Annotated in this window: 21 protein-coding genes; 15 read left to right on the forward strand and 6 right to left on the reverse strand. The window is 37.2% G+C overall.

All coding sequences use genetic code 11. From position 1 onward, the window contains the following. The first annotated feature begins 116 nt into the window (after positions 1-116). A complete protein-coding gene (gene ptsG / locus MKY78_RS14435) occupies positions 117-2,174 on the forward strand; it encodes a glucose-specific PTS transporter subunit IIBC (RefSeq protein ID WP_339213616.1) in 2,058 nt (685 codons plus the stop codon). Positions 2,175-2,247: 73 nt separating this feature from the next. Here ptsG and MKY78_RS14440 read toward each other — a convergent pair whose 3' ends face one another. Further along, positions 2,248-3,990, reverse strand: a complete 1,743-nt coding sequence (locus MKY78_RS14440) for a HAMP domain-containing sensor histidine kinase (RefSeq protein WP_339213617.1) — start codon at positions 3,988-3,990, stop codon at positions 2,248-2,250. Then, on the reverse strand, positions 3,987-4,703 hold the full coding sequence (locus MKY78_RS14445; RefSeq protein ID WP_339213619.1) for a response regulator transcription factor: 717 nt from the start codon (positions 4,701-4,703) through the stop codon (positions 3,987-3,989). The genes MKY78_RS14440 and MKY78_RS14445 overlap by 4 nt, the downstream gene beginning before the upstream one ends. Positions 4,704-4,918: 215 nt before the next feature. On the opposite strand from MKY78_RS14445, the gene MKY78_RS14450 reads away from it, so the two are divergent. The 3 genes from MKY78_RS14450 (at position 4,919) to MKY78_RS14460 (ending at position 7,234) form a co-directional block, all read left to right on the forward strand. Further along, positions 4,919-5,842, forward strand: a complete 924-nt coding sequence (locus tag MKY78_RS14450) for an ABC transporter ATP-binding protein (RefSeq protein WP_339213621.1) — start codon at positions 4,919-4,921, stop codon at positions 5,840-5,842. Continuing rightward, a complete protein-coding gene (locus MKY78_RS14455; protein WP_339213623.1) occupies positions 5,835-6,785 on the forward strand; it encodes an ABC transporter permease subunit in 951 nt (316 codons plus the stop codon). The genes MKY78_RS14450 and MKY78_RS14455 overlap by 8 nt, the downstream gene beginning before the upstream one ends. A gap of 104 nt (positions 6,786-6,889) precedes the next feature. Continuing rightward, positions 6,890-7,234: a hypothetical protein gene (locus MKY78_RS14460; protein WP_339213625.1), complete on the forward strand. Its 345-nt coding sequence runs from the start codon at positions 6,890-6,892 to the stop codon at positions 7,232-7,234. A gap of 100 nt (positions 7,235-7,334) precedes the next feature. Here MKY78_RS14460 and MKY78_RS14465 read toward each other — a convergent pair whose 3' ends face one another. Beyond that, a complete protein-coding gene (locus MKY78_RS14465; protein WP_339213627.1) occupies positions 7,335-8,174 on the reverse strand; it encodes an HAD family hydrolase in 840 nt (279 codons plus the stop codon). A 196-nt stretch (positions 8,175-8,370) separates the two neighbouring features. Between MKY78_RS14465 and MKY78_RS14470 the strand changes: the two genes are divergently transcribed. From MKY78_RS14470 to tkt, 4 genes are all read left to right on the forward strand, one after another. Further along, positions 8,371-10,404 carry a BglG family transcription antiterminator gene (locus tag MKY78_RS14470; RefSeq protein WP_339213629.1) on the forward strand — a complete coding sequence of 678 codons (2,034 nt, stop codon included), beginning with the start codon at positions 8,371-8,373 and terminating at the stop codon, positions 10,402-10,404. Next, positions 10,404-10,685 (forward strand): PTS sugar transporter subunit IIB, encoded by a 282-nt coding sequence (locus MKY78_RS14475; protein ID WP_339213631.1) that lies wholly within the window; start codon positions 10,404-10,406, stop codon positions 10,683-10,685. Before MKY78_RS14470 ends, MKY78_RS14475 begins: the two co-directional genes overlap by 1 nt. 31 nt (positions 10,686-10,716) lie before the next feature. Further along, positions 10,717-12,063, forward strand: a complete 1,347-nt coding sequence (locus MKY78_RS14480) for a PTS ascorbate transporter subunit IIC (RefSeq protein WP_339213633.1) — start codon at positions 10,717-10,719, stop codon at positions 12,061-12,063. Positions 12,064-12,177: 114 nt separating this feature from the next. Beyond that, entirely contained in the window at positions 12,178-14,172 is a 1,995-nt protein-coding gene (gene tkt, locus MKY78_RS14485; RefSeq protein WP_339213635.1) for a transketolase, read from the forward strand. A 65-nt stretch (positions 14,173-14,237) separates the two neighbouring features. Here tkt and MKY78_RS14490 read toward each other — a convergent pair whose 3' ends face one another. Next, positions 14,238-14,693 (reverse strand): YndM family protein, encoded by a 456-nt coding sequence (locus MKY78_RS14490; RefSeq protein WP_339213637.1) that lies wholly within the window; start codon positions 14,691-14,693, stop codon positions 14,238-14,240. 134 nt (positions 14,694-14,827) lie between these two features. On the opposite strand from MKY78_RS14490, the gene MKY78_RS14495 reads away from it, so the two are divergent. Next, a complete protein-coding gene (locus tag MKY78_RS14495) occupies positions 14,828-15,091 on the forward strand; it encodes a YciI family protein (protein WP_339213640.1) in 264 nt (87 codons plus the stop codon). A 357-nt stretch (positions 15,092-15,448) separates the two neighbouring features. Here MKY78_RS14495 and MKY78_RS14500 read toward each other — a convergent pair whose 3' ends face one another. Further along, entirely contained in the window at positions 15,449-15,913 is a 465-nt protein-coding gene (locus MKY78_RS14500; RefSeq protein WP_339213642.1) for an SRPBCC family protein, read from the reverse strand. A gap of 313 nt (positions 15,914-16,226) precedes the next feature. Between MKY78_RS14500 and MKY78_RS14505 the strand changes: the two genes are divergently transcribed. The 3 genes from MKY78_RS14505 to MKY78_RS14515 all read left to right on the forward strand — a co-directional run bounded on the left by MKY78_RS14505 (position 16,227) and on the right by MKY78_RS14515 (position 19,585). Next, the gene (locus MKY78_RS14505; protein ID WP_255488135.1) at positions 16,227-16,358 is read left to right on the forward strand and encodes a hypothetical protein; all 132 of its coding nucleotides are present in this window, start codon (positions 16,227-16,229) and stop codon (positions 16,356-16,358) included. A 274-nt stretch (positions 16,359-16,632) separates the two neighbouring features. Then, the gene (gene asnB / locus MKY78_RS14510; protein WP_339213644.1) at positions 16,633-18,486 is read left to right on the forward strand and encodes an asparagine synthase (glutamine-hydrolyzing); all 1,854 of its coding nucleotides are present in this window, start codon (positions 16,633-16,635) and stop codon (positions 18,484-18,486) included. A gap of 55 nt (positions 18,487-18,541) precedes the next feature. Then, positions 18,542-19,585, forward strand: coding sequence for a C39 family peptidase (locus tag MKY78_RS14515; protein WP_339213646.1), 1,044 nt, complete (start codon positions 18,542-18,544; stop codon positions 19,583-19,585). A 295-nt stretch (positions 19,586-19,880) separates the two neighbouring features. Here the strand turns inward: MKY78_RS14515 and MKY78_RS14520 are convergent, their stop codons facing one another. Beyond that, complete coding sequence (locus tag MKY78_RS14520) at positions 19,881-20,192, reverse strand: hypothetical protein (protein ID WP_339213647.1); 312 nt, start codon at positions 20,190-20,192, stop codon at positions 19,881-19,883. Positions 20,193-20,370: 178 nt separating this feature from the next. Here MKY78_RS14520 and MKY78_RS14525 point away from each other — a divergent pair, with 178 nt between their 5' ends. The 3 genes from MKY78_RS14525 (at position 20,371) to MKY78_RS14535 (ending at position 23,453) form a co-directional block, all read left to right on the forward strand. Further along, positions 20,371-20,835 (forward strand): hypothetical protein, encoded by a 465-nt coding sequence (locus MKY78_RS14525; protein ID WP_339213648.1) that lies wholly within the window; start codon positions 20,371-20,373, stop codon positions 20,833-20,835. A 105-nt stretch (positions 20,836-20,940) separates the two neighbouring features. Next, positions 20,941-21,804, forward strand: coding sequence for a chemotaxis protein (locus tag MKY78_RS14530; protein WP_339213650.1), 864 nt, complete (start codon positions 20,941-20,943; stop codon positions 21,802-21,804). 98 nt (positions 21,805-21,902) lie between these two features. Continuing rightward, a complete protein-coding gene (locus MKY78_RS14535) occupies positions 21,903-23,453 on the forward strand; it encodes a Na+/H+ antiporter NhaC family protein (protein WP_339213652.1) in 1,551 nt (516 codons plus the stop codon). The last annotated feature ends 65 nt before the right edge of the window (positions 23,454-23,518 follow it).

A 23,518-nucleotide genomic window follows, 5' to 3' on the forward strand; every position in this document is an offset into this window, starting at 1 on the left:
GGAAAGCTAATCCTAACTTCTTGTTTCCTATCTCTATTCATGCCTTTTTTGTTTGTCTAACTTATTCTTTATCGTTTGCTGAGACAAGATATGTTTGATCACAGAGGAGGATTTTTATGTTTAAAAAGGCTTTTGGTGTTTTACAGAAGATTGGTAAAGCACTTATGTTGCCTGTGGCACTATTACCTGCTGCTGGTTTATTACTAGGGCTAGGTAATGCCGCTCAGCAAGAAACAACACTTAATTATCTGCCATTTCTAAATGCAGATTGGATTCAGCTAACAGCAACTGTTATGGAGGATGCCGGTAATATTATCTTTACTAACCTGGCATTAATCTTTGCTGTTGGTGTCGCAATTGGCCTAGCAGCGGATGGGGCTGCTGGACTTGCTGCGCTAGTTGGTTATTTAGTAATGAATCAGGTTATGGGATCTTGGATTGGCGTAACCGAAGAAATGATTGCAACCGATCCGAGTTATGCAAGTGTATTAGGGATACCGACCTTGCAAACAGGGGTATTCGGGGGAATAATAGTCGGTTTAATTGCCGCCTTTGCCTATAATCGGTTCCATGATATTGAAATGCCATCATTCCTTGGATTCTTTGCTGGTAAGCGTTTTGTTCCTATTGCGACAGCAGTATTTTCATTCATTGCTGGATTAATCTTAATGCTTATTTGGCCACCAATTCAAACAGCGATGAACAATGCTTCGTATTGGTTGATTGAGGAAGGAACCTATTTAGCAGTATTTATGTTTGGATTTATTAAACGTTTATTAATTCCGTTTGGCTTACATCATATTTTCCATGCGCCATTCTGGTATGAATTTGGTTCTTATACTACTGCTGCTGGAGAGATTGTTCGTGGAGATATGACGATTTTCTTCGCACAGTTACGTGATAATGTTGAAATCACAGCCGGTAATTTTATGGCTGGGGAATATCCGATTATGATGTTCGGACTACCTGCTGCAGCACTAGCTATGTATCATGCTGCTAGACCAGAACGGAAAAAGCTTGTTGCTGGTTTATTAGCTTCAGGGGCATTAACCTCATTCTTAACGGGTATTACTGAACCATTAGAATTCTCATTTATGTTTATATCACCATTTCTATTCTTAATCCATGCGATTTTAGATGGATTATCATTTATGATTATGACCTTCTTAGGTGTTAATATTGGTTATACATTCTCTGGTGGGTTTATTGACTTTGCCCTATTTGGAATCTTACCTGGTAAAGAGCCTTGGTGGCTAGCTATTATAGTTGGGGTTGGCTTTGGTGTCCTTTACTACTTCTTATTCCGCTTCTTTATTAAGAAGTTTAACCTGATGACACCAGGACGTGAGGAAGTAGAGGAAACTACTGAATCAAAAGGTGAAGCAGGAGACCTAGCGTACAATGTATTAGAAGCTATGGGTGGACAAGAAAATATCGCACATTTAGATGCATGTATTACAAGACTACGTGTTTCTGTAAATGATATTGGCAATGTAAATAAAGACGAGTTGAAAAATCTGGGTGCTGCAGGTGTGTTGGAAGTTGGGGATAATATCCAAGCTATCTTCGGTCCACGCTCTGAAATTATTAAAGGTCAAATGCAAGACATTATGTCTGGTAAGAAGCCTCGACCGGCGCAAAAGGTTGACCTAGATAAAGAAGTACAGCAACAAATCGAAGAAGTGAATCCGGAAGCCTTACAAAATACCAATGTGGAGGAAGAATTTATTGCGCCGATTAAAGGTGAAATTGTTCCAATTACGGAGGTTCCCGATCAAGTATTCTCTGGGAAAATGATGGGGGATGGATTTGCTATTAAGCCAGTTGACGGTCTTGTTGTTTCACCGGTTAATGGTAAAGTCATCAATGCATTCCCAACAAAGCATGCTTTAGGAATTCTTTCTGAAGGTGGAAGAGAAGTTCTGATTCACTTTGGCTTAGATACAGTAAATCTAAAAGGTGAAGGATTTGAACTGTTAGTAGAAGAAGGCGATACCGTGAAAGCTGGTCAGCCACTATTAAAAGTCGATCTAGCTTATATTGAAGAACATGCGACATCTTCTATTACGCCAATTGTTTTCACAAACTTGAAAGAAGGAGAACAGGTTGTCATAGTAAAACAAGGTAGTGTCTCCATCGAAGAAAAAGGTATCGTTAAAATAGAAGCAAATTAATGTAAATAAAAGAGGGAAAACAGGATGGTCATGTCATCCTGTTCTCCCTCTTTATTTTATTATATTCTAATCATTACTCAGCTGATAATGGTAATGTGACAGTTACAGAAGTCCCTTCGTTAACTTTAGAATCAACTTGAACTTTCCCTCGATGAGCAACCGCAATTTGTAATGCTATACTCATTCCTAAGCCAGTTCCTTCAATTTTCTCGTCTGTATTTGTTCCACGATAATAACGATCAAATAAATGTTGTTTCGTTCTTTCGTCCATTCCAACTCCATCATCTTTAATCGTAAGCTGTAGTTGATTAGAAGTAGTTTTATCCAACATAATCTCAATTTTTGTTCCAATCGGATTATGTTTAATGGCGTTATAAATAAGATTATCCATTAGTCTTTCAAACAGGCGTTTATTAATCTCGACCTCAACATCCTTTTCTAATGGTATAAAGGATAAGGAGTATCCCTCAATCGTCCGATCCTGTTTATATTTCTGAATTAATTCATTCATTAATTGGTTTATCTTTCTCTTCTCTAAAAGTATGGTGGCAGATTCGTTTTTCAATTGGAAGCTCAACGTAAAGTCTTCAATGAGTCTAAGCATATACTCACTCTTATTCTTAATGGTTTCACCAATTTCAGCCAATTCTTCCTTCGACCAATCATACTGACTACTTTCTAGTAAATTTCCATATCCTTGCATGGTTGATAGTGGTGTGCGTAGGTCATGTGATATGCCTGCCATCCACTCCTCCCTTGACCTCTCTAATTGTTCTCTTTCTCTTTTGGAGTGGTCTAGTTTTTCAGCCATTTCATAAAATGCCTGGAATACTTCCTTAAATAATCGGTACCTGATCTTAAGCTTGCCATTTCTTTTGTACACCTGTTTCTTCTCTTGCGCCGTTAGTACTTCTCCGTACTCTTGATTTCCCATCCTGCTTAACCAATTCGAAAAGATAAACAGCGGGTGACCATAGCGAAAACCATTCCATATGGATATCATGATCGTAATAAAAAGTACGATAATTCCTGTAATAGCAAACGTAATACCAAGGTCATGATATTGTTTTAACTCAAGCTCTTTTGCATTATCGTTCGGAGTATAAAGTACCCATAATGTATCGGATTCAGGATCTTTATAGAAATATTGGTTCGTAGAGAATGTATTTGGGGAAGACTCCCTTAAGAATACATTTAACGGTTTCTCTTTAACCTTTATATCCTTACCGATTGTTAGAAGAAGTGTTTCATTGGAGTCAAAAATCTCCAACTTCCCATTACTCTCGTTCAGTATCTTCTCCACTTCTGGAATGTGAGAATTTGGAATTTGACCATTTTCCCCGTAATCTTCAAGAATAGTTTGCAATAAATGATTCCCGAAATCTTCATAACCTAATAGAAATAGATATTTCTTTTCATAAAAGGTTTCCAAATAAAAAGCTAAGGAATACCCATTTATCTCCTTTGTTTGCTTCATTGTAATTAAATCATATTGATTATAATGATTCGGAATATTATCGGGCACGTTTCCTGACTCTGTTACATTCCCGTTCTCATCTATAATTTGTACCCATACCTCCTGTTCTTCTAAATTATCATCCCATCCCTCCGCCATCTGTAAATCACGTAAGGAATTTCCCGTGTCCATGGAAATAGATTCGAGCATGGCTTGATAATAATTTTGTTCCGAATAATCCTTCGTAAAGAAAATGACTGCAAACATCAACGTTATCAAGATAAGAAATAGCATCGTTGCAGCTATTAAAATAAATTGAAATAAGAAATTAAGAAATAACCGCCATCTTAACTTTTTCATGATGAGATTTCCTTTACAAGCTTATATCCAAGACCTCGAACAGTAACTAAGTATTCCGGATTACTTGGATCTAGTTCAATTCTCTCTCTAATTCTTCTAATATGTACGGAAACCGTATTATCATCTACATATCGATCGAATCCCCATACCGCTTCTAATAAAGCGGATTTCGAAAATACGGTATTGGGATGTTTGCAGAAATAAAGTAATAGTAAGTAGACTTGTGTCGGACAACTAATTACTTGTCCATCCACGATTAATTCACCAGCATTTTCATCCAAGACAAATCGTCCATAATCATACCGTTTAGGATGACTGGAATCACTACTAGTATCTGGCTTTGTTTCAATTCTTCTCATATGTGCTTTAATTCGAGCTGCAATTTCGAGAGGATTAAATGGCTTGGTGACATAGTCATCCCCACCTGTTGCAAAGCCTGTAAGTACATCTAAGTCCGATACTCTAGCGGTTAGGAATAGTATATAAGCATTAGATCGCTGCCTAATGGTCGGACAAAAATCAAATCCACTTCCATCTGGAAGCATGACATCAAGAATAATAATATCAATCGTATGATGTTCTATAATTTTTAACGCATCGTTACCTGTGTGGGCTTTATAAATATTATGGAACCCCTCTTTTTTTAACATTGTTTCTAACATGGTTACAATTGATTGCTCGTCATCGACGATTAAAATCGTTGTATTATCCATCTTTGTCCCCCCATGTATGAAGCTTTACTCCACTTTATGATACCATTTGAAGTTTACCATTAGTTGAACAAAATACGTAAAAATTTATCCATTGGTAAATAAACGTTCAATTGATAGAAACCTGTTGCTGGTAAGATATTGGTAGAACTTTAGCATGCGTTTGGTGAAAATCAACCAGCGCAATATTCTGATGAATAGGGCAAGGAGGAGAAAATTTGACAAAAACAGCAATGAAGTTAATTAATCTGCAGAAATCTATAGGAAAAAAACAAATTATTAAAGGGTTGGATTTTGAAATTCAATCTGGTGAGGTGTTTGGATTTCTCGGACCAAATGGTGCTGGTAAAACTACAACGATTCGGATGATGGTAGGCCTCATGAAAATCTCGAATGGGGATGTGCAAATATTAGGGAAAAGTATAAAAGATAATTATAAAGAGGCGATACGTGAAGTTGGAGCCATTGTAGAGAATCCAGAATTATATCCATTTATGACAGGATTACAAAATTTAAATCACTTTGCACGGATGATGCCAGGAATAACGAAGGAAAGAATTCAAGAGGTTATTTCATTAGTAGGACTGGAAAAAGCAATCAATCAAAAGGTTGGGAAGTATTCACTGGGGATGCGTCAACGACTAGGAATTGCGCAAGCGTTATTACATAATCCATCTGTATTAATCTTAGATGAGCCTACAAATGGACTTGACCCAGCTGGTATTAGGGAGATTCGCCAATACATTCGGAAATTAGCTACGGAACAAAATGTTACGATTATCATCTCAAGCCATTTATTGTCCGAGATAGAACTGATGTGTGACCGAATTGGTGTTATCAAGAATGGGGAACTTGTAGCGATTCAGTCTGTCAAGCCGGCTACCAATGTAAAAGATTCTACCATCCAGGTGCAACTTGAAGCAAAGCCTGCCAAAAAGGCTGTTGAACTAATTCAAAATGTTCATCATATGGATACTCTGTTTGAAAGTGGCTTGATAAAATTCGCATGTCCTAAAGAACAAATCCCAATCCTCATTCAAACATTGGTAAAAGAAGATATCTCTATATACCAAGTAGAAGTATCGAAAACGTCTTTAGAGGATAAATTTTTTGATTTGATAGGGGAGAATACAATTGGTTAAATTTCACAGGCTAGTTCATAATGAAGTGCACAAAATATATATACAAAAATCGACCTGGGTTATGTACATCCTACTTGCTTTAATTGTTTTGGCAGGGGCAATTATCAATCTTACTACAGATTTAGTCGTAAAAGATTATGATGAGAACAATTGGCGAGAGGAATTGCAAGCGGAGAATACGGAACTCATGGAAGAAATAGAAGAGATCGGGATCCTCGGTGATATTAATACGAGTCTAATTGAACAAAATAATTATTACTTAGAACATGATATTCAACCGCCTGGATATGGAGCATGGCAATATGTACTAGAGAATGTATTTCTAGTATCGCTTATTAGTTTATTTACGATCATTGTAGCAGCTGGAATTCTTGCAAATGAATTTAAGTGGGGAACCATTAAACTGATTCTAATTCGACCTATTTCTAGAGCGAAAATACTATTATCTAAGTATGTCGCAGTATTGTTATTTGCTATTTACACACTTATTTTTCTCGTAATCTTTTCACTAATTGTCGGAGCACTATTCTTTGGTATTGATGGTCTTAACCCATATATGGTAGTGGAAAAAGCAAGTGGCTTAGAATATGCACCAATTTTAAAAGAAGTAGCGGTAGGATATGGGCTTAAAGTTGTGAATCTTGTTATGATGGCTACATTTGCCTTTATGATATCTAGTATCTTCAGGAGTAGTGGAATTGCAATTGGAACAGCAGTGTTTTTAATGTTGGCAGGTAATTCGATTGTCTTATTCTTTGCAGAGCATAGTTGGTCTAAATATATTTTATTTGCCAATACAGATTTGAGCCAATATTTAAATGGTAGTGAACCTTTTATTGAAGGAATGAGTTTAACGTTTTCTTCTATCGTGCTGGTTATCTATTTTGCTATATTTATTATTGCTTCTTGGTTTGTATTTACCAAGCGTGATGTAGCTAGTTAATGGATTGACTATAACAGTGTTATCCTACACAGTAGACACCCCACCTAATTAATAGTAAAAATCGCCGACTACGTACATAAAAGTAGTCTAAAGTGGAAAAGCTAATGAAAAGTATAGAACTTGGTGGGGTGAGTAGGATTAAAATAATTCGATGTTTCGTTATTTTTACTGTGCTATTTTTTGGCGCTCAACAACTTGTTATGGCTGAAAGAATTCCGACAACAACGGAAGAACATAACTGGCAACAATCGAGTGTGCATTATGATACCATTTTAGTAGGTGAGCATGAGTACACGTACTGGAAAAATTTTATGAAGCGTAAGCGAACATGTACCATTTCACACCGAATAAAAACGGTTGTATATTATTGTGATATCCATAATCATACGAAAGTAGAAACATTTTTAGACGAGGTTATACATAGTGAAAAACATCGAGATGGGCATTAAAAATGAGAGCCATGTGAATGGTTCTTATTTTTTTCTAGTTGAAAGCATACAATATCACAAAGGAGTGAAAGAGAATTGGTCTTTTCAAGTTTAATATCTCTTATAATTTATTAAGGTAATGAAGTAATCCATTCTCTTCGTACGTGTAATCCGTAACTTCATCTGCTTGTGCTTGTACACGGCTATTCGCATTTTTCATCGCAACCGCATGCCCAGCTAAATCAAACATAGCCAAATCATTCTCTCCATCTCCTACTGCTAATAGATTATGTTTGGATATATTATACGTATCCAGCAATAATTGCATACCGGTTCCTTTTGATACACCAGCTACCATCATTTCCACATTATGTCTTGATGAAGATGACATGGAGAAATTTTGGTCTTTTTTTAGCTCGATTAACGCATTTTTCCATCGATCAATTTTATTGATATCCATACTGAAGAAATATACTTTCACTATATTCTCGTAGCTTAACTGATTAACCCAGTAAATCTTTTTATTCAACGCTTCCTTTCTAGAATTCCATTCGTTGACAAGCAGTGTCTTTGGAAATTCTTTTTTTAGCTCAGAAGCAAAGTATGCTTTATCTTCTTCTGAGGCAAAGCGATTTTCCTCTTCTGGATGTACCTCATAGTAAATTCTATCTTTCCGTGCATTGGCAATAACGTTTTGAAGTAAGTTTTCATCTAAAGAAAATCGTGCTAGTTGAGTATCTCTTGTATATACCCCCATCCCATTTGCTGTCACATAACCATCTAAAACCAAATGGGGAGGTAAAACATCTGCAATTTCTCTTTTTGTACGACCAGTGGCTACAAAGAGCTTCACTCCTTGTTCCCTGAGCGAGTTTAGTTTGATGATTACATTTTCTTCTACCACCCCGTTTTTATTCAGTAATGTTCCATCCATATCTAAAGCTATGGCCTTTATATTCACATTATCTCCTCACATTTCGATTTTACGTTATCGTAGTATTTTGATATACATTCATTATAGAAAATTATTACCCTTGTATGGGGCAGCACTGAGCACAATTCATGTACAGGGTGTATGACATAGATTGGGGCCAATCAGGATTGAAAGGTGAAATGAAAGCGGTATACAATTTAAGTAAGAAGTGGAGGGTAATGTCTTGATAGATCAACGCTCCTATTTACTATTTAAAGAAATTACTTCTAATTACCAGATTACAAAATCAGAGGTGATGAGAAAGCTTGGCATAACAGATAGACAGCTTCATTATGATTTAGACAAATTAAATAACACGCTGAATAATTTAGAACTACCAGAAGTTAGTTTAGAAAATAGTCTATTTCATGTTCCTGGAGTATTGAAAGAAAGGGTTTTATCAGGATTTTTGGCCAATGTGGACTCCAGTATGTTTATTATTTCTGAACAGGATCGAGTATTTGCCATTTATCTTTATACGTTCATTCGCAAGGAAGTCGTATCGAATTACCATTACCAGCTACTACTTGGTGTTAGTAAAAATACGGCATTAGCGGACGTAAAGCGTGTTAAGAAATTATGCGAGGAATGGAATTTGGAATGGGTTTATTCAAGAGCAGAGGGATATCATGCCATTGGAAGTGAGATGGATAAGCGAAGACTTGCTGCATATTGTAGTGATATGTTGACTTCACAGCCATTAGGAAAAGAGATCGTAATAATCATTTTAAAAAGCTGGGGATTTGAGAATGAAATTGTCCATACGAAATGTATTGTAGATGAATTTATCCAGAAAGAAAATATCTCGCTAGTAAAGAGTAGAAAAAATGAAATGATAACAAGACTAACCTTTTATCGGGCTAGAACTCCTAAAGAAAATCTAACCTTTAAAGATTATGAGAAAAGTATTCTAGGTAGACAAGGTGTGTATGAAGCGGGTAAAAAACTAGCAGCCAGTTTATTTCCAACTGGAACCATAGAAGAAAGTTTCTTTGTTACGTTACAACTTCTAGTATCCTTACAAGAAATGGATACAGTTGAAAATCCTACCCTTCTAGAGCTTGCTGATAGGATCATTATGGAGTTTGAGAAGGTTACATTGCTACCAATAGAGAATAAAACCTTTTTAAGAAAGAGTTTGTACAATCACTTAGTACCAGCATACTTCCGGATCTCCTTTGGCATCCCTTTGGTGAATCCATTGAAAGAGCGGATTCAGGAGGATTATAAAGATCTATTTGAATTTGTACGTAAGGCGCTATCTCCACTCGCTATGTGGACAGGAAAGACGATAAGTGACGAAGAGATTGGTTATTTCACACTTCATTTTGGTGGTCATCTAACCAAGGATAGAAGGCAATACAGAGAAAGATTACGGGCATTAATCATTTGTGCAAATGGAATTAGCTCTTCTATGATGCTAAAGGCACAGTTAAGTCAGATGTTTCCAGATATAGAATTCTCGAGTACCCATTCCTTGAAGGATATGTCACCAAGAAATTACGATATGATCTTTTCAACAGTAGAAGTTCCATCGACTGGAAAGCCAACCTATATTGTTCCTTCACTGCTATCTCAAGTAGAAAAAAATTATCTTATTCAACAGGTTACCAGTGATTTCCCAAGAATGAACGTTAAGAATATCTCAGTGGATAGGATTATGGAAGTGATTACAAAATATGCCAATATCCATGATGAGGATCGTTTATTCTCTGAATTAGTTAACCTACTCTATTTAAAAAACACAGATAAAGGGAGATTTTCACCAATGCTTTCAGAATTACTAACAGAAAATATGATTCAATTTACCGATCAAGACCTCAACTGGAAAGATGCCATTTCTTATGCATCCAAGCCACTGTTAGAGTCAGGTAATATCGAACAAGGTTATGTAGATGCCATGATTCATAATGTAGAAGAGGTAGGAACGTACATTCACATCGGCAAAGGTATTGCCATCCCACACGCAAGACCGGAGGCTGGAGTGAATCATATTGGTATGTCATTCCTGCGAACAACTAAACCAGTTCTTTTACTGGATAAACAAGAGCACGCAATTGATATTTTCATTTGTATTGCTGCAATTGATAATGAAGCTCATTTAAAAGCATTATCTCATTTAACTAAAATTCTAGCAGATGATAAAAAGCTTACATTATTAAAGGGAGCTAAGACTGCTGAAGAGGTAATCCAAATTATAAAAGAGGGGGAAGAGTAATGAAAATAATGACAGTATGTGGGCATGGATTAGGAACAAGTTTTATGGTGGAGATGAATATTAAAAATGTACTACAAGAACTAGGGGTAACAGGTGTCGAAGTCGAGCATTCGGATTTAAGTTCTGTATCACCTGGCGATGCAGATGTATTCTTTCTAGCCAAGGATATCGCAGAAGGTGGTTCACACCTTGGTGAAGTAGTCATTCTTAACAATATTATTGATATGGATGAATTAAGAGAGAAAGTTACAGCGCTTATGAAAGAGAAAAACTTAATATAATTTAATTTAAACCAATAGGGGGAAGAGCAGCATGAATTCGTTTTTAAGTACGTTAGTTGATATTTTAAGTGAACCAGCAATTCTAGTTGCATTAATTGCTATTGTTGGATTATTACTACAACGTAAGAAATTATCGGATACGATAAAAGGTACAACGAAAACCTTTGTTGGGTTCCTTGTCATCTCTGCTGGTGCTGGTATCTTAGGCACTGCACTAGAACCATTTGGGGCAATGTTCCAGGAAGCATTTAATGTATCTGGGGTAGTTCCCAATAATGAAGCAATAGTTGGATTAGCTCTAACGGAATATGGTACTACTACGGCTCTTATTATGTTTTTTGGTATGATTGTAAACGTTTTAATTGCTCGAATTACACCTTTTAAGTATATTTTCTTAACAGGTCACCATACCCTTTACATGGCATGTATGTTAGCTGTTATTATGGCGGTAGCTGGTTTTAATACACCGCTATTAATTGCGGTTGGTTCTGTTGCATTAGGTATCATCATGACGTTATCACCTGCCATTCTACAACCATTCATGCGCCAATTAACTGGCAATGATAATGTGGCATTAGGTCACTTTAGTGCTGTTGGTTATGCAGTTAGTGGTTTAGTAGGTAAGGCAGTAAAAGGGAAAAAAGAGGTTGTTTCGACTGAAAAAATCAATTTCCCGCAAGGATTAGGATTTTTACGTGATAGTACGGTTAGTATTGCATTAACTATGGCAATTATTTATATTATCGTAGCATTATTTGCAGGTCCAACATTTATTGAAGCGCAATTAAGTGACGGCACAAATTATATCGTATTCTCGTTAATCCAGGCTGGGAATTTTGCAGCAGGGGTATTCATTATCTTAGCCGGGGTACGATTAGTATTAGCTGAAATTGTTCCAGCATTCCAAGGTATCTCCACAAAACTAGTACCTAATGCAAAGCCGGCACTAGATGTACCAATTGTATTTACGTATGCCCCAAACGCGGTATTAATTGGTTTTTTCTCTAGCTTTATTGGGGGTATTGTATCCATGGTTGTAATGGCCTTTACAGGTAGTGTCATTATTTTACCAGGTGTTGTGCCTCACTTCTTTACAGGTGCTGCAGCCGGGGTATTTGGTAATGCTACAGGTGGAGTTCGAGGCGCTATACTTGGCGCGTTCGTTAATGGAATTATCATCTCGTTCCTACCAGTATTCTTAATGCCAGTACTTGGAGATCTAGGATTTGCAAACTCTACCTTCTCCGATGCTGACTTTGGTGTAGCCGGTATTTTCTTCGGATCACTTGCAAACTATTTTGGTACTATTGCCATAGTAATTAGCTTAGTAGTTATTCTATTGCTTATGGCAATACCTTATAAAAAGAAAGTAGCTTAATAATGGTCCGTGACCCGAATCCAATTTAGTATTGATAGGAATAATATGGATTCGGGTCTATCCATTATTTTGTATACATAAATACAGAACACATATGAAATGGAGGATTAATGGATGACAATGACAGAAAAGGCACGATCTGAACTGTCGATTAATACGTTACGTACGTTAACACTCGATAGTGTAGAAAAAGCCCAGCATGGACATGCCGGTATGCCTTTGGGGGCGGCACCAATGGCATATACATTATGGAAAAACTATTTAACTGTTAACCCACTAAACCCAACTTGGGCAAATCGTGATCGGTTTGTTCTTTCAGCTGGCCATGGTTCAAATCTGTTGTATAATTTACTCCATTTAACAGGATTTGATATCACAATAGAGGATTTGAAGAATACAAGACAATGGAATAGTAAAACTCCAGGACACCCGGAGTATGGTCATACCCCAGGAGTAGAAGCTACTACCGGCCCACTTGGTCAAGGCATACCAGTAGCAGTAGGGATGGCTCTTGCGGAAAGATACTTAGCTGAAGTCTTTAATCGCGAAGATTATCCGATAGTCGATCACTTCACCTATACCATTTGTGGTGACGGTGATTTAATGGAGGGTGTTTCTTATGAAGCAGCATCACTAGCAGGACATCTCGGCTTGGGGCGTCTCATTGTCCTTTATGATTCCAACGATATTAGCTTAGATGGTGATCTCCAACATTCGTTCTCAGAAGATATTCAAAAACGTTTTGAATCGATGCATTGGCAGTACATTCATGTTGAAGATGGTAATGATATATCAGAAATCAAAGAAGCAATAAATCTAGCACGAATGGAAGAACTGCGTCCAACCTTAATCGAAGTGAAAACGGTAATCGGTTATGGTTCCCCTTCATTACAAGGTACACATAAGGCTCATAGTAATCCATTTGGAAAAGAAGAGATTAAACGCACGAAAAAACAACTCGGATGGGAGTTTGAAGAGGAATTTTATGTTCCAGACGAGGTATATGAAGATTTTCGGTCTATTCGTGAAAATGGAATACAAGAAGAAAACGAGTGGAATCAGCTATTAGCTCAATATGAAGCGGAGTATCCTACTGAAGCTCGTGAATTTAAACGGATAGTAAATAGAGAATTACCAGATAAATGGGATGAGAATCTCCCTGAGTTTGCTGTAGGAGAATCAATGGCGACAAGGGCATCAGCTAGTAAGATGTTAAATTCTTTAGCAGATAGGTTTCCGGAACTTGTTGGAGGTGCAGCTGATTTACACTCTTCGACACTAGCTAAGTTAAATCGTTATGGTGATGTTAAACCTGGTAATTATGGTGGAAGAAATGTGTGGTTCGGTGTCCGAGAATTTGCTATGGGAGCGATTGCTAATGGGATGGCACTGCATTACTTAAAACCATTTGTAAGTACATTCTTTGTATTCTCTGACTATTTACGACCAGCACTTCGTTTAGCTGCTTTAATGAAATTACCGGTAACTTATGTATTTACGCATGATAGTGTGGCAGTTGGAGCGGATGGGCCAACTCACCAGCCGGTAGAACATCTTGCGTCGCTCCGTGCCATGCCCGGAGTATCTATTATTCGACCTGCTGATGCCAATGAAGCTAAAGCCGCTTGGAAGTTAGCCATATCATCCACCGACAAACCTACCATTCTAGTATTAGGGCGCCAAGGACTCCCTACACTGAAGGAAACTAGTAAATTGGCAATGAATGGAGTGACAAAAGGAGCATATGTTTTATCTCCAGTAGCAGATCCTTGTGGAATCATCATTGCAACAGGCTCTGAAGTGAATTTAGCACTATCTGCACAACAAGAACTTGCAATGGAAGGTATTTATATCAATGTAGTAAGCATGCCATCTTGGGATCTTTTTGATCAACAACCAGATGAATATAAAGAAACTGTTCTTCCAAGTCAACTAACGAAACGGCTTTCTGTTGAAATGGGTTCTAAAATTGGGTGGAAAGACTATGTTGGTTTAAATGGGAAAGTGATGAGTATTGATAAATTTGGTCAATCAGCACCAGGCGAGGAAGTGATGGAGAAATATGGTTTCACGGTGGAACGTGTTGTAGAGCAATTTAAACGTTTGTAATGATTAGTGCCAGATACTATAAATGCTCCAAGATAGTACTGGCACTTTTTTTGTTAGCATCATTATTATTTGGTGGGATCTCTTCTCTTATCAGTCTTTCTTGTTATACGGTTTGGTGTGGATTCCTCTGCAATTTCGGTTTGATATCTTCCTCTAGTTAGTGGACGGGTACTCTTTTCATCCGGTCCTTTTTCTTGCATGTATGCATGCAAGAAGGGTTCGGTGATGGCAAAGAAAAAAGCTGCGAATAAGGAAGCTAATACGATAGGCATATCTGTTTGAATAAATATTATCCCAAGCATAGCCAACGTTACAAAAGCTAAAAAGAAATCAGAAATACTTGCTACGACATTTCCAAAACGTCTTAAGATATACAAATCACCAACAACATAGGCAACTGCAGTGGTTAATACACTGATAATAAATAAATTTACTAAGGAAGCATCATAAAATATGCCAAAAATCGAAAAAACGATAATCATATTTATGATAAACTTAATCCCAAGTGCTTTTAAATTCATTTAACGAAACATCCTTTCAGGAGAGTTTATATGGAAATGGGATATTACAAAAAGTGCTGGTATTAGTATTTGGCAAACTGCCTGAAAATATGATATCAATAACATACAAATATCCTTAGATGGAGGACTACCTTATGAAACTTTTTGCCGTTTTTTTACCGATGAAGGATGAAGAGAAAAGTAAACAGTATCGCCAAGAACACTTACAGTTTTTACAGGAAAAGCAAGAGGATGGTTTTATTTTTGCAAAAGGGCGCTTTGTGGATGGAGCAGGTGGGTTAGTAATATATAAAGCTGATTTATTAGAACAAGTAGAAGACATGGTGAAAAAGGATCCTTATGTTCTAAAAGGTGCAAGAGGCTATGAAATTCATGAATGGGAAATGACACAAGCATAAGAAAAGGCCAAAACGAACTGACTCGTTTTGGCCTTTCATTGTAATCTCTGAAGGTTCGGAGTGGGATGGACCCGAAACTGGAGTAGATACGCCCAATCGCGAGTGAGATGAGCCCGAAAGAGGAATACATGAGCCCGAGCGAGAGTGAGATGAGCCCGAAGCTGGAGTAGATGCGCCCAATCGCGAGTGAGATGAGCCCAAAAAAGGAATACATGAGCCCGATCGAGAGTGAGATGGTCCCAAAAAAGGAATACATGCGCCCGATCGCGAGTGAGATGAACCCAAAAAAGGAATACATGCGCCCAATCGAGAGTGAGATGAGCCCAAAAAAGGAATACATGCGCCCGAGCCCTCTATTTAATAACCTCTTGCCACTTGCCGTTGATTATCCATTATTTTTACTACAATTGATTCTGTTAGTCGCCTTACTGCTTTTGGAACTAATGTTTTTAAAATAGGATTAATGACAGGTCCCATCAAACCTTTTGCTGTTATGTTCAAATTTCCGGTCATCTCGGTTTGGAAGTCTGTTATCGTTCTTGCTTCAAAATACCCTTTACCCGTTACATGTTCACTTAATCCCGTTAACGTAAATCTTACTGTAGTTGGCCTTTTCCACTCGATAATATCAATTTGCATAGTAACTGTCTTCTGTAGCTTTCCAACATCTCCTTTAAATTTCCAAGTGGACTGCTTTTCATTGAGAACCTTGTGCTCGATATAACCAGGGACCAGTGGAGCCCATTTGTTCATATCGCTGACAAATCCCCATACAACTTCAATAGGTACATCTACTTCTTTTGAAAATGAACCTCCAGGCATGCCAATAACCTCCTTTAATCCATGTTACCAAGTATATTAGCAATATCATTTTTTATTCGAGAAAACTGCAATTTAATCGGTTATAGGACAAGTTTCCTAATGGAAATGTCGAATGTTGTTGAAAAAAAGAAATTAATTTGTTTTCTTATAAATTAAGCGGTCTAAACTGAAATTTTCCTATAAAAATTTCCCTTAAAATTTCTGTTTAGCAGCTTTTCCTTGTCGAATTAGGTCAAAAATACTAAAAATAGCTATTGGAAAAATTCTATTGTCTTTGTTTATGATATAACCAAGGAAGAAAGGAGGAGGTAAAGTGAACTATAATGAATTTTTAGAGTTAAAAAGGAAGGTGGAGCAACACGAAAAAACAATTGTACAACTGCTTGAAATTATTGCCGCTACAAACCGTCGCCTATCCGAAATAAAACTATTGAATACACTCTAATCTTCGCATTCTTACTACATAATCCAATAAAATCCCTCAATCTTCCTCGCAAGGCATCCTCATCATGTCAAAATAAATAAGAATCAGTCGCCCCCCGATTGATTCTTATTCCACAATAATTTAAGTTTAGTCGAATAATGCCGAATGCTGTTGTGTTCCCTCTTGAGATTGTCTCCTTAACTTGGTAAAATTAATAGGTATAATTTTACGATAGAATTAAATAAACTACTAGTTAGATAACATAGTAGAATTGGGAATATGAGGAGATACTGCCATGTGTGGTTTTGTTGGATTCGCAACTAAGACAATTGATATAGATAAAGCAACCGTTATACAAGAAATGATGAATACTATTGGACACCGAGGTCCAGACAGTGACGGCTATCATGTAGATGGAAATGTTACATTGGGCTTTAGAAGATTGCAAATTATTGATTTAACCCCCGATGCTAGTCAGCCAATGTTTAATGAGGATAACTCAATTGCCTTAATTTTTAATGGGGAAATTTATAATTACCAAGTTTTAATGGATGATTTGAAGGAAAAAGGTCATGTATTTAAAAGCCAAAGTGATACAGAGGTAATCATCCACGGTTACGAAGAGTATGGAGTAGAAATCCTTCAAAAGCTTCGAGGAATGTTTGCTTTTGCATTATGGGATAAACGAGATGAGTCGTTATTTATTGCTCGTGATTTCTTTGGTATTAAACCTTTGTATTATACACAACATACTACTGATAATTCTTTACTCTTTGGATCAGAAATTAAATCGTTTATGAAATTCCCTGGTTTCCAAAAGGAATTAAATAAAAAAGCATTAAAGCCATATTTAACGTTCCAATATTCTGCGCTTGATGAAACGTTCTTTAAAGGGGTTTACAAGCTTAGACCTGGTCACTATATGATTTATAAGAATGGTGAAATGGAAATTAACCAATATTGGGATGTGCCATTTGAAACAGAAGAAAATTCACTAGAATACTATGTTCAACAAATCAAAGAAACAATGGAGGAATCTGTTAAGTACCATCGCATCAGTGATGTGAAAGTAGGGTCCTTCTTATCTGGTGGTGTGGATTCTAGTTATATTACAGCACTTCTAAAGCCAGACAAAACCTTCTCAGTCGGTTTTGAGGATTACGAAGGTATTTTCAATGAAACGAATATTGCTGCAGATCTATCCAAGCAATTAGGAATTGAAAATCATAAGAAAATTATCAGTGCGGATGAGTTCTTTGATATCATTCCTACGGTTCAATATCATATGGATGAGCCACAATCGAATCTTTCTTCAGTGCCGCTATATTTCTTAGCAGAGCTTGCTAGTCAGCATGCGACAGTGCTGCTTTCGGGAGAGGGTGCAGATGAAATTTTTGGTGGGTATGCATGGTATGAAACATCGAAAGAAATGCGTGCCTATGAGAAAATACCATTTATTTTCCGACGTATTATTTCTAATATTGCCAAGAAACTTCCAGAAAACCGAATCACTACCTTCTTCGTAAAAGGTGGTCAAAAGGTAGAGGAGAAGTTTATTGGACAGGCGAAGGTATTTGATGAGAAGGATGCCATGAAAGTCTTAAAGGATGATTATAAGGATGCACCAACTGCAGTGGAAATTGTACGTGAATCCTATGACAGAGTTCCAGGTAAAGACAATGTGACGAAGATGCAATATGTCGATATGAAGCACTGGTTACCTGGAGATATCCTATTAAAGGCAGATAAAATGAGCTCTGCACATTCTATTGAGCTTCGTGTTCCATTCTTGGATAAAGAAGTAATGGAAATGGCAGGAAAAATTCCAGCACATTTAAAAGTAAATGATATGGATACAAAATATGTTTTACGTAAAGCAGCAAATGAAGTATTACCAGATGAATGGGCAAATCGTCCAAAGGTTGGCTTCCCTGTACCATTCCGCGAATGGCTTAAACAATCGAAGTACTATAATAAAGTGCGAGAAGTTTTTGAATCGGATATTGCGAAACAATTCTTCCATACGGAGATGTTATTGAAGTTTCTGGATGAGCACTATCATGGACAGGCGAACCGTGCTCGCTATATTTGGACGGTTTATGTATTTTTAGTGTGGTATAAACGTTTCTTTATTGATATGGAAGACTAAGCAAGTAGTTTTAAATGATGATGAAATCAGAGCCATGGTTGGGAGTTGCTCATAGGTGAAATTAATCATTAGAAATTCGATACTCTTCTTTTTTCTATTTTTAAGTATTATTCTTGTCGTGATAAAAGGCGAAAAGATAAATGCTTTTGTCTCAGAGGTGTTTGACAAGAATGAAGGAGTAATAACCATTGTGAGTATCGATGCTCAACATGGCTTTCCGATTCAAGATGTTACATTTCAACTGCTTGATTCAGAAACAGAAGAAGTTCTAGAAGAGCTTACTACTGGAAGTGACGGTGTTGTACGAACTAATAAGCTTCCACAAAATAAGACATATCAAATTATCCAAACGGATATATACTGGCCATATCAATTAAATACAGATCCTCAATCCATAGCATTGTTATCGGCGGAGGAAGAAATTGCTATAGAGAATAATGTTTATCCATCCGTTACCACTTATGAACGCACAGATCAAGATGAAGTGGTTGTAACTGAAATGAATTTACCGGTAGATACTGTGTTACAAGAACCTGAACTACCGAATGGTTGTGAGGTTACCTCTTTAGCTTCCGTTTTACATTATTATGGGTATGAAGTAGACAAAACGGTACTTTCTGATAAGTATTTACCAAAGCTTCCCTTTGAGGTTAAGAATGGTAAGCTATATGGTGCAGATCCGTATAATGCTTATGCAGGTGAACCAAGAAGTAGAAACCAAGGGTTCTTTAGTTATGTCCCACCTATTATAGAGACAGTCAATCGCTATTTTAAAGAGGTGGGGGGACATCATAAACCAGAAGACATAACAGGAAGTAGTCCGGAAGAATTGTTAAACCATTATGTTCAGGAAGGGATCCCAGTAGTTGTTTGGACTACGATTGATCTTAAGGAGCCCTTGTTTAATTATTCTTGGTATGTGCATGGAACTGAAAAATCAATCGATGTTATCCGAAATTCGCATACGGTAGTGTTGACGGGATTTAGTGAAGATGAAGTATTTGTAATGGATCCGTTAAAAGGAAATGTATCTTATCCAATGGACCAATTTTTTGAAATTTATAAGAAAGCTGGAAGCCATGCAATGGTTGTACGGTAATTGAAAACCACGGACAATATGTCTGTGGTTTTTTACGTTTATAGTGTTTTCTAGAATGTGGAAAGGGATAAATCAGAATGAGGCTGGGACTATATTATTTCTAACAAAGGATAAACCGAACATGAAAGTTAGCGCATCAAACCCGCAGGCTACCTTAGCCTGCTCGTGCTACTTCTTTAGGTGGCTCACCTATGCCTTTCCTCTTGCAGGAGTCTACGAATATTTCCAGGGCTAATGTGGTGATAGTTCGTTTTTTAGTACCTTTCTTTCGTTTTGTCCCAGCCTCATCTTACTGTTAAGAAGCTACACCTATTGAAGCATTATCTGGTTTTGCGGCATTAATCATGAGGAAAATGGCAGAAAGAATATGCATAATCATTCCAACGAATGGAATCCAACCAATACAAGAAGTAATAATACCGAGGATACTTCCTGTTGATGCACCACCATCTCTTTGTGTCAGAACTAATGTGATGATGTGTAGAACTAACATGACTAAAAGCGGCGTCCAAAGTAATCCAACAATTATGGTAGCACCTAAAATCGGAAACCCTAACAAAGCTTCTAATCCACCAGTTATCCATTTCATAATTCGAGAAGTTGACATGAATTTTCACCCCCAAGAAATTGTATGTTATGTACATTTGGAATAGCACAATATTGCCCCATGTCAACAATATTTCTTTAACTTGATGGTTTTATGGTTCATTAACTTTAATTACTTATATTTAACTTTTGCATCGAATAGTAATGAAGTAGTCCAATCTCAAATGGGAGGGTTACGAATGAACCGAAATAGGCAAAGAAGGATTTTTATCGTCCTATTCTTCGTATTGATCGTCTTACTTCTTAGTGGTTTCGTTTATTTTTTTATTCTTCAAACACCTTCCAATCAAGCAGAGAAGGCAGTTGAGAAGTTTTACGAATATGAACAGGAGGGGGCGTTTTCGGAATCATGGGAAATGTTCCATCCATATATGAAGGAACGATTTGACAAGGGTGATTACTTACAAGATAGGCCGCATGTTTTCTTTCATCATTTTGGAGTTAATACGTTCACCTTTACGTTGGAAAAAGCAGAGCTGGTTCGCAATTGGCAAATAGAAGAGGAAGTTGAGCCGATCGATGAAGTTTATAAAGTTACCGTTGTCCAATATTACCAAGGATTGTATGGGAACTTTGAGATTGTACAGGATGTTTATGCTACTTCTTTAGATGGAAAGTGGACGATACTTTGGGATTATAAATAGACAGGGATGATAGAAGAACTTGTAAAAAATCTTTATCTTTTAAAATAATTAATTTTTCTGTAAAATAAGAAAAAAGGCATGTCTTTCATTCCAAGGGGGAGTTTGATGAGTCAAAAAATTGCTGTATTGATTCTTCATGGTGCTGGAACTCCTAAGGAGAATTTCGCAGATAAATTAATAGATAGAATTAAGAAAGAATTTAACAATATGCTACCCGAACAAAAAGCAGATGTAGAGATTGTATTCGAACCAGTGTTTTGGTCTAGTGTCTTTGCTCCTGAACAAGTGAAGTTATGGGAACAGCTCAAGACATACAGGAAACTAAGATATTCGCGGCTGCGCCGATTTGTATTAGAATTTCTTGCAGATGCTGTAGCCTATCAACCTACAAAAATGGAGAATCAAAATTATGATAAGGTTCACGCTTTACTGGCAAAGTCGATGCAGCGTTTACGGGAAAAGGCTGGTGAGAAGGCACCCCTATGTGTTATAAGTCATAGCCTTGGTACGATTATCGCAAGTAATTACTTTTATGACTTGCAATACAAGCAAGATAACATTGGTAAGGAAACGAAATATTGTACGAGTCAGAATGCAATTGAACAATGTCAGACACTAACGCTTTTTTATACATTAGGGAGTCCGATGGCGATGTGGTCCCTACGTTATATTGACTTTGGTTCACCGATAGCAGTCCCCTCGCCATTCGTTCAACAGTATTATCCCGAATTACAAGGGGAATGGCTAAACTTCTATGATAAAGATGATATTCTCGCATTTCCTTTAAAAGGAATAAATGAAGCTTATTATCAAGCGGTTACGGAAGATGTTCAAGTCAATGTAGGTGGCATTTTTACTAGCTGGAACCCACTATCACATCTTAAATATGATACTGAAAAGGAGGTGATTAAACCAATAGTGAATGGACTTGTTCGAACATGGAAGAAAGTAAATGGAAATGCTGTATAAAATGATCGCTTCCTCTTATACCAGGAATTTTTTACTAAACTGTTCCATACATAAAGTATAGGAGGAGTGTATCTCTAAAATAGATAGGGGGAATAACAGTGGAATTTGGGATATTATCACTTTTACCACCAGTATTGGCAATACTGCTAGCATTAATTACTAGAAGTGTCATACCTGCCTTATTTGCCGGTGTCTGGATTGGGGCAACTATGGTTCATGATTGGAACCCATTACTCGGGATGTATGCTAGCTTCAGTGAATTTATTTTACCGAATTTAGGGGATGAGTGGAGTGCAACTGTATTGCTTTATTGTGGTTTGTTTGGTGTTTTAGTTGCATTTTTACAAAAGACAGGTGGTGCCCAGGCGATTGCTCAATCCATTTCAAAAAGAGTAAAAACCGATCGTGGTGCACAGGGATCAACGATGCTATTTGGCGTTATTATCTTTTTTGAGGATTATTTCAATGCGCTTACTGTAGGAAGTGTTATGCGTTCGGTAACCGATAAAATGCGTGTATCACGAGAGAAACTCGCCTATATAGTCGATTCGACTTCAGCACCATTATGTTTACTTGCGCCAGTTTCGACTTGGGTCGTATTTGTAATGGGATTAATTGGCGCTCAATTTGTGGAGCTTGGAATTACAGGTTCGGAGTATGTTACGTATTTAGCAACAATACCGTTTAACTTTTATTCGATATTAGCATTACTTTTAGTTGCTATTGTTATCTTCAAACGGTGGGATTTCGGTCCAATGGCAAAGGTAGAATATAGGGCAAGAACGACAGGGAAAGTCCTCAGAGATGGAGCTGAGCCTCCTTCAGATGATTCCATGCTTGAGGTCGAGACAATACCGGGGAATCCAAAGAAGCGCAATTTTCTAGTTCCAATCATCGTACTTCTTGGAATGATACCGCCAATGTTTCTTTGGACTGGTGGATTTCCAGAAAATGATTTAGTTACTGCTGTAGGAGAAGCGGATGGTGGATTGTCGATTTTAATTGCTGCCTTTGCTTCGATTGTCGTAGCATTACTAATGGGCCTTCAACAGAAACTGTTTAATTTTAAAGAATCTATGCAACTAATTGTAAACGGTTTCAAAAGCATGATGTTAGTGTATATTATCCTAACATTAGCATGGTCTATAGGCAGCGTAACACAAGCACTTGGTACGGCTGATTTTATTGTAGGTCTTGCTGAGCAGTCTGTATCACCAGCAATGATTCCTATTCTATTATTTATTGTAGCAGGAGTGGTTGCCTACACGACTGGAACATCTTATGGTACTTTTGCCATTATGGTACCCATTGCCATGCCATTAGCGCATGCAATGGATGAAATGTCTATGTTTTTAGCCATTGCTGCGGTGTTAAGTGGCGGTATTTTTGGTGATCATTGTTCGCCAATTTCTGATACAACGATTCTTTCGTCTGCCGGAAGTGCTAGTGACCATATTGATCATGTAAATACTCAAACACCATTTGCCATCACTGCAGCAATTAGTGGTTTAGTCTCCTTCTTTATAGCAGGTGTTACAGGATCCGCACTATTGTCTCTTGTGGTTGGAATTGTTGTCCTTATTGTTCTAGCATACTTGTTACAAAGAAAATGGGGGCAGAAAATACCAGACAACTATTCCATAACATAATGGGTTGTCTATTAAAATATATACCTGAGTATACATTACAAAATATACTGTTATATGCTATTCTA

The sequence above is a fragment of the Ornithinibacillus sp. FSL M8-0202 genome (genome assembly GCF_037975285.1).
GTDB classification, from domain to species: Bacteria; Bacillota; Bacilli; order Bacillales; family Amphibacillaceae; genus Ornithinibacillus; species Ornithinibacillus massiliensis.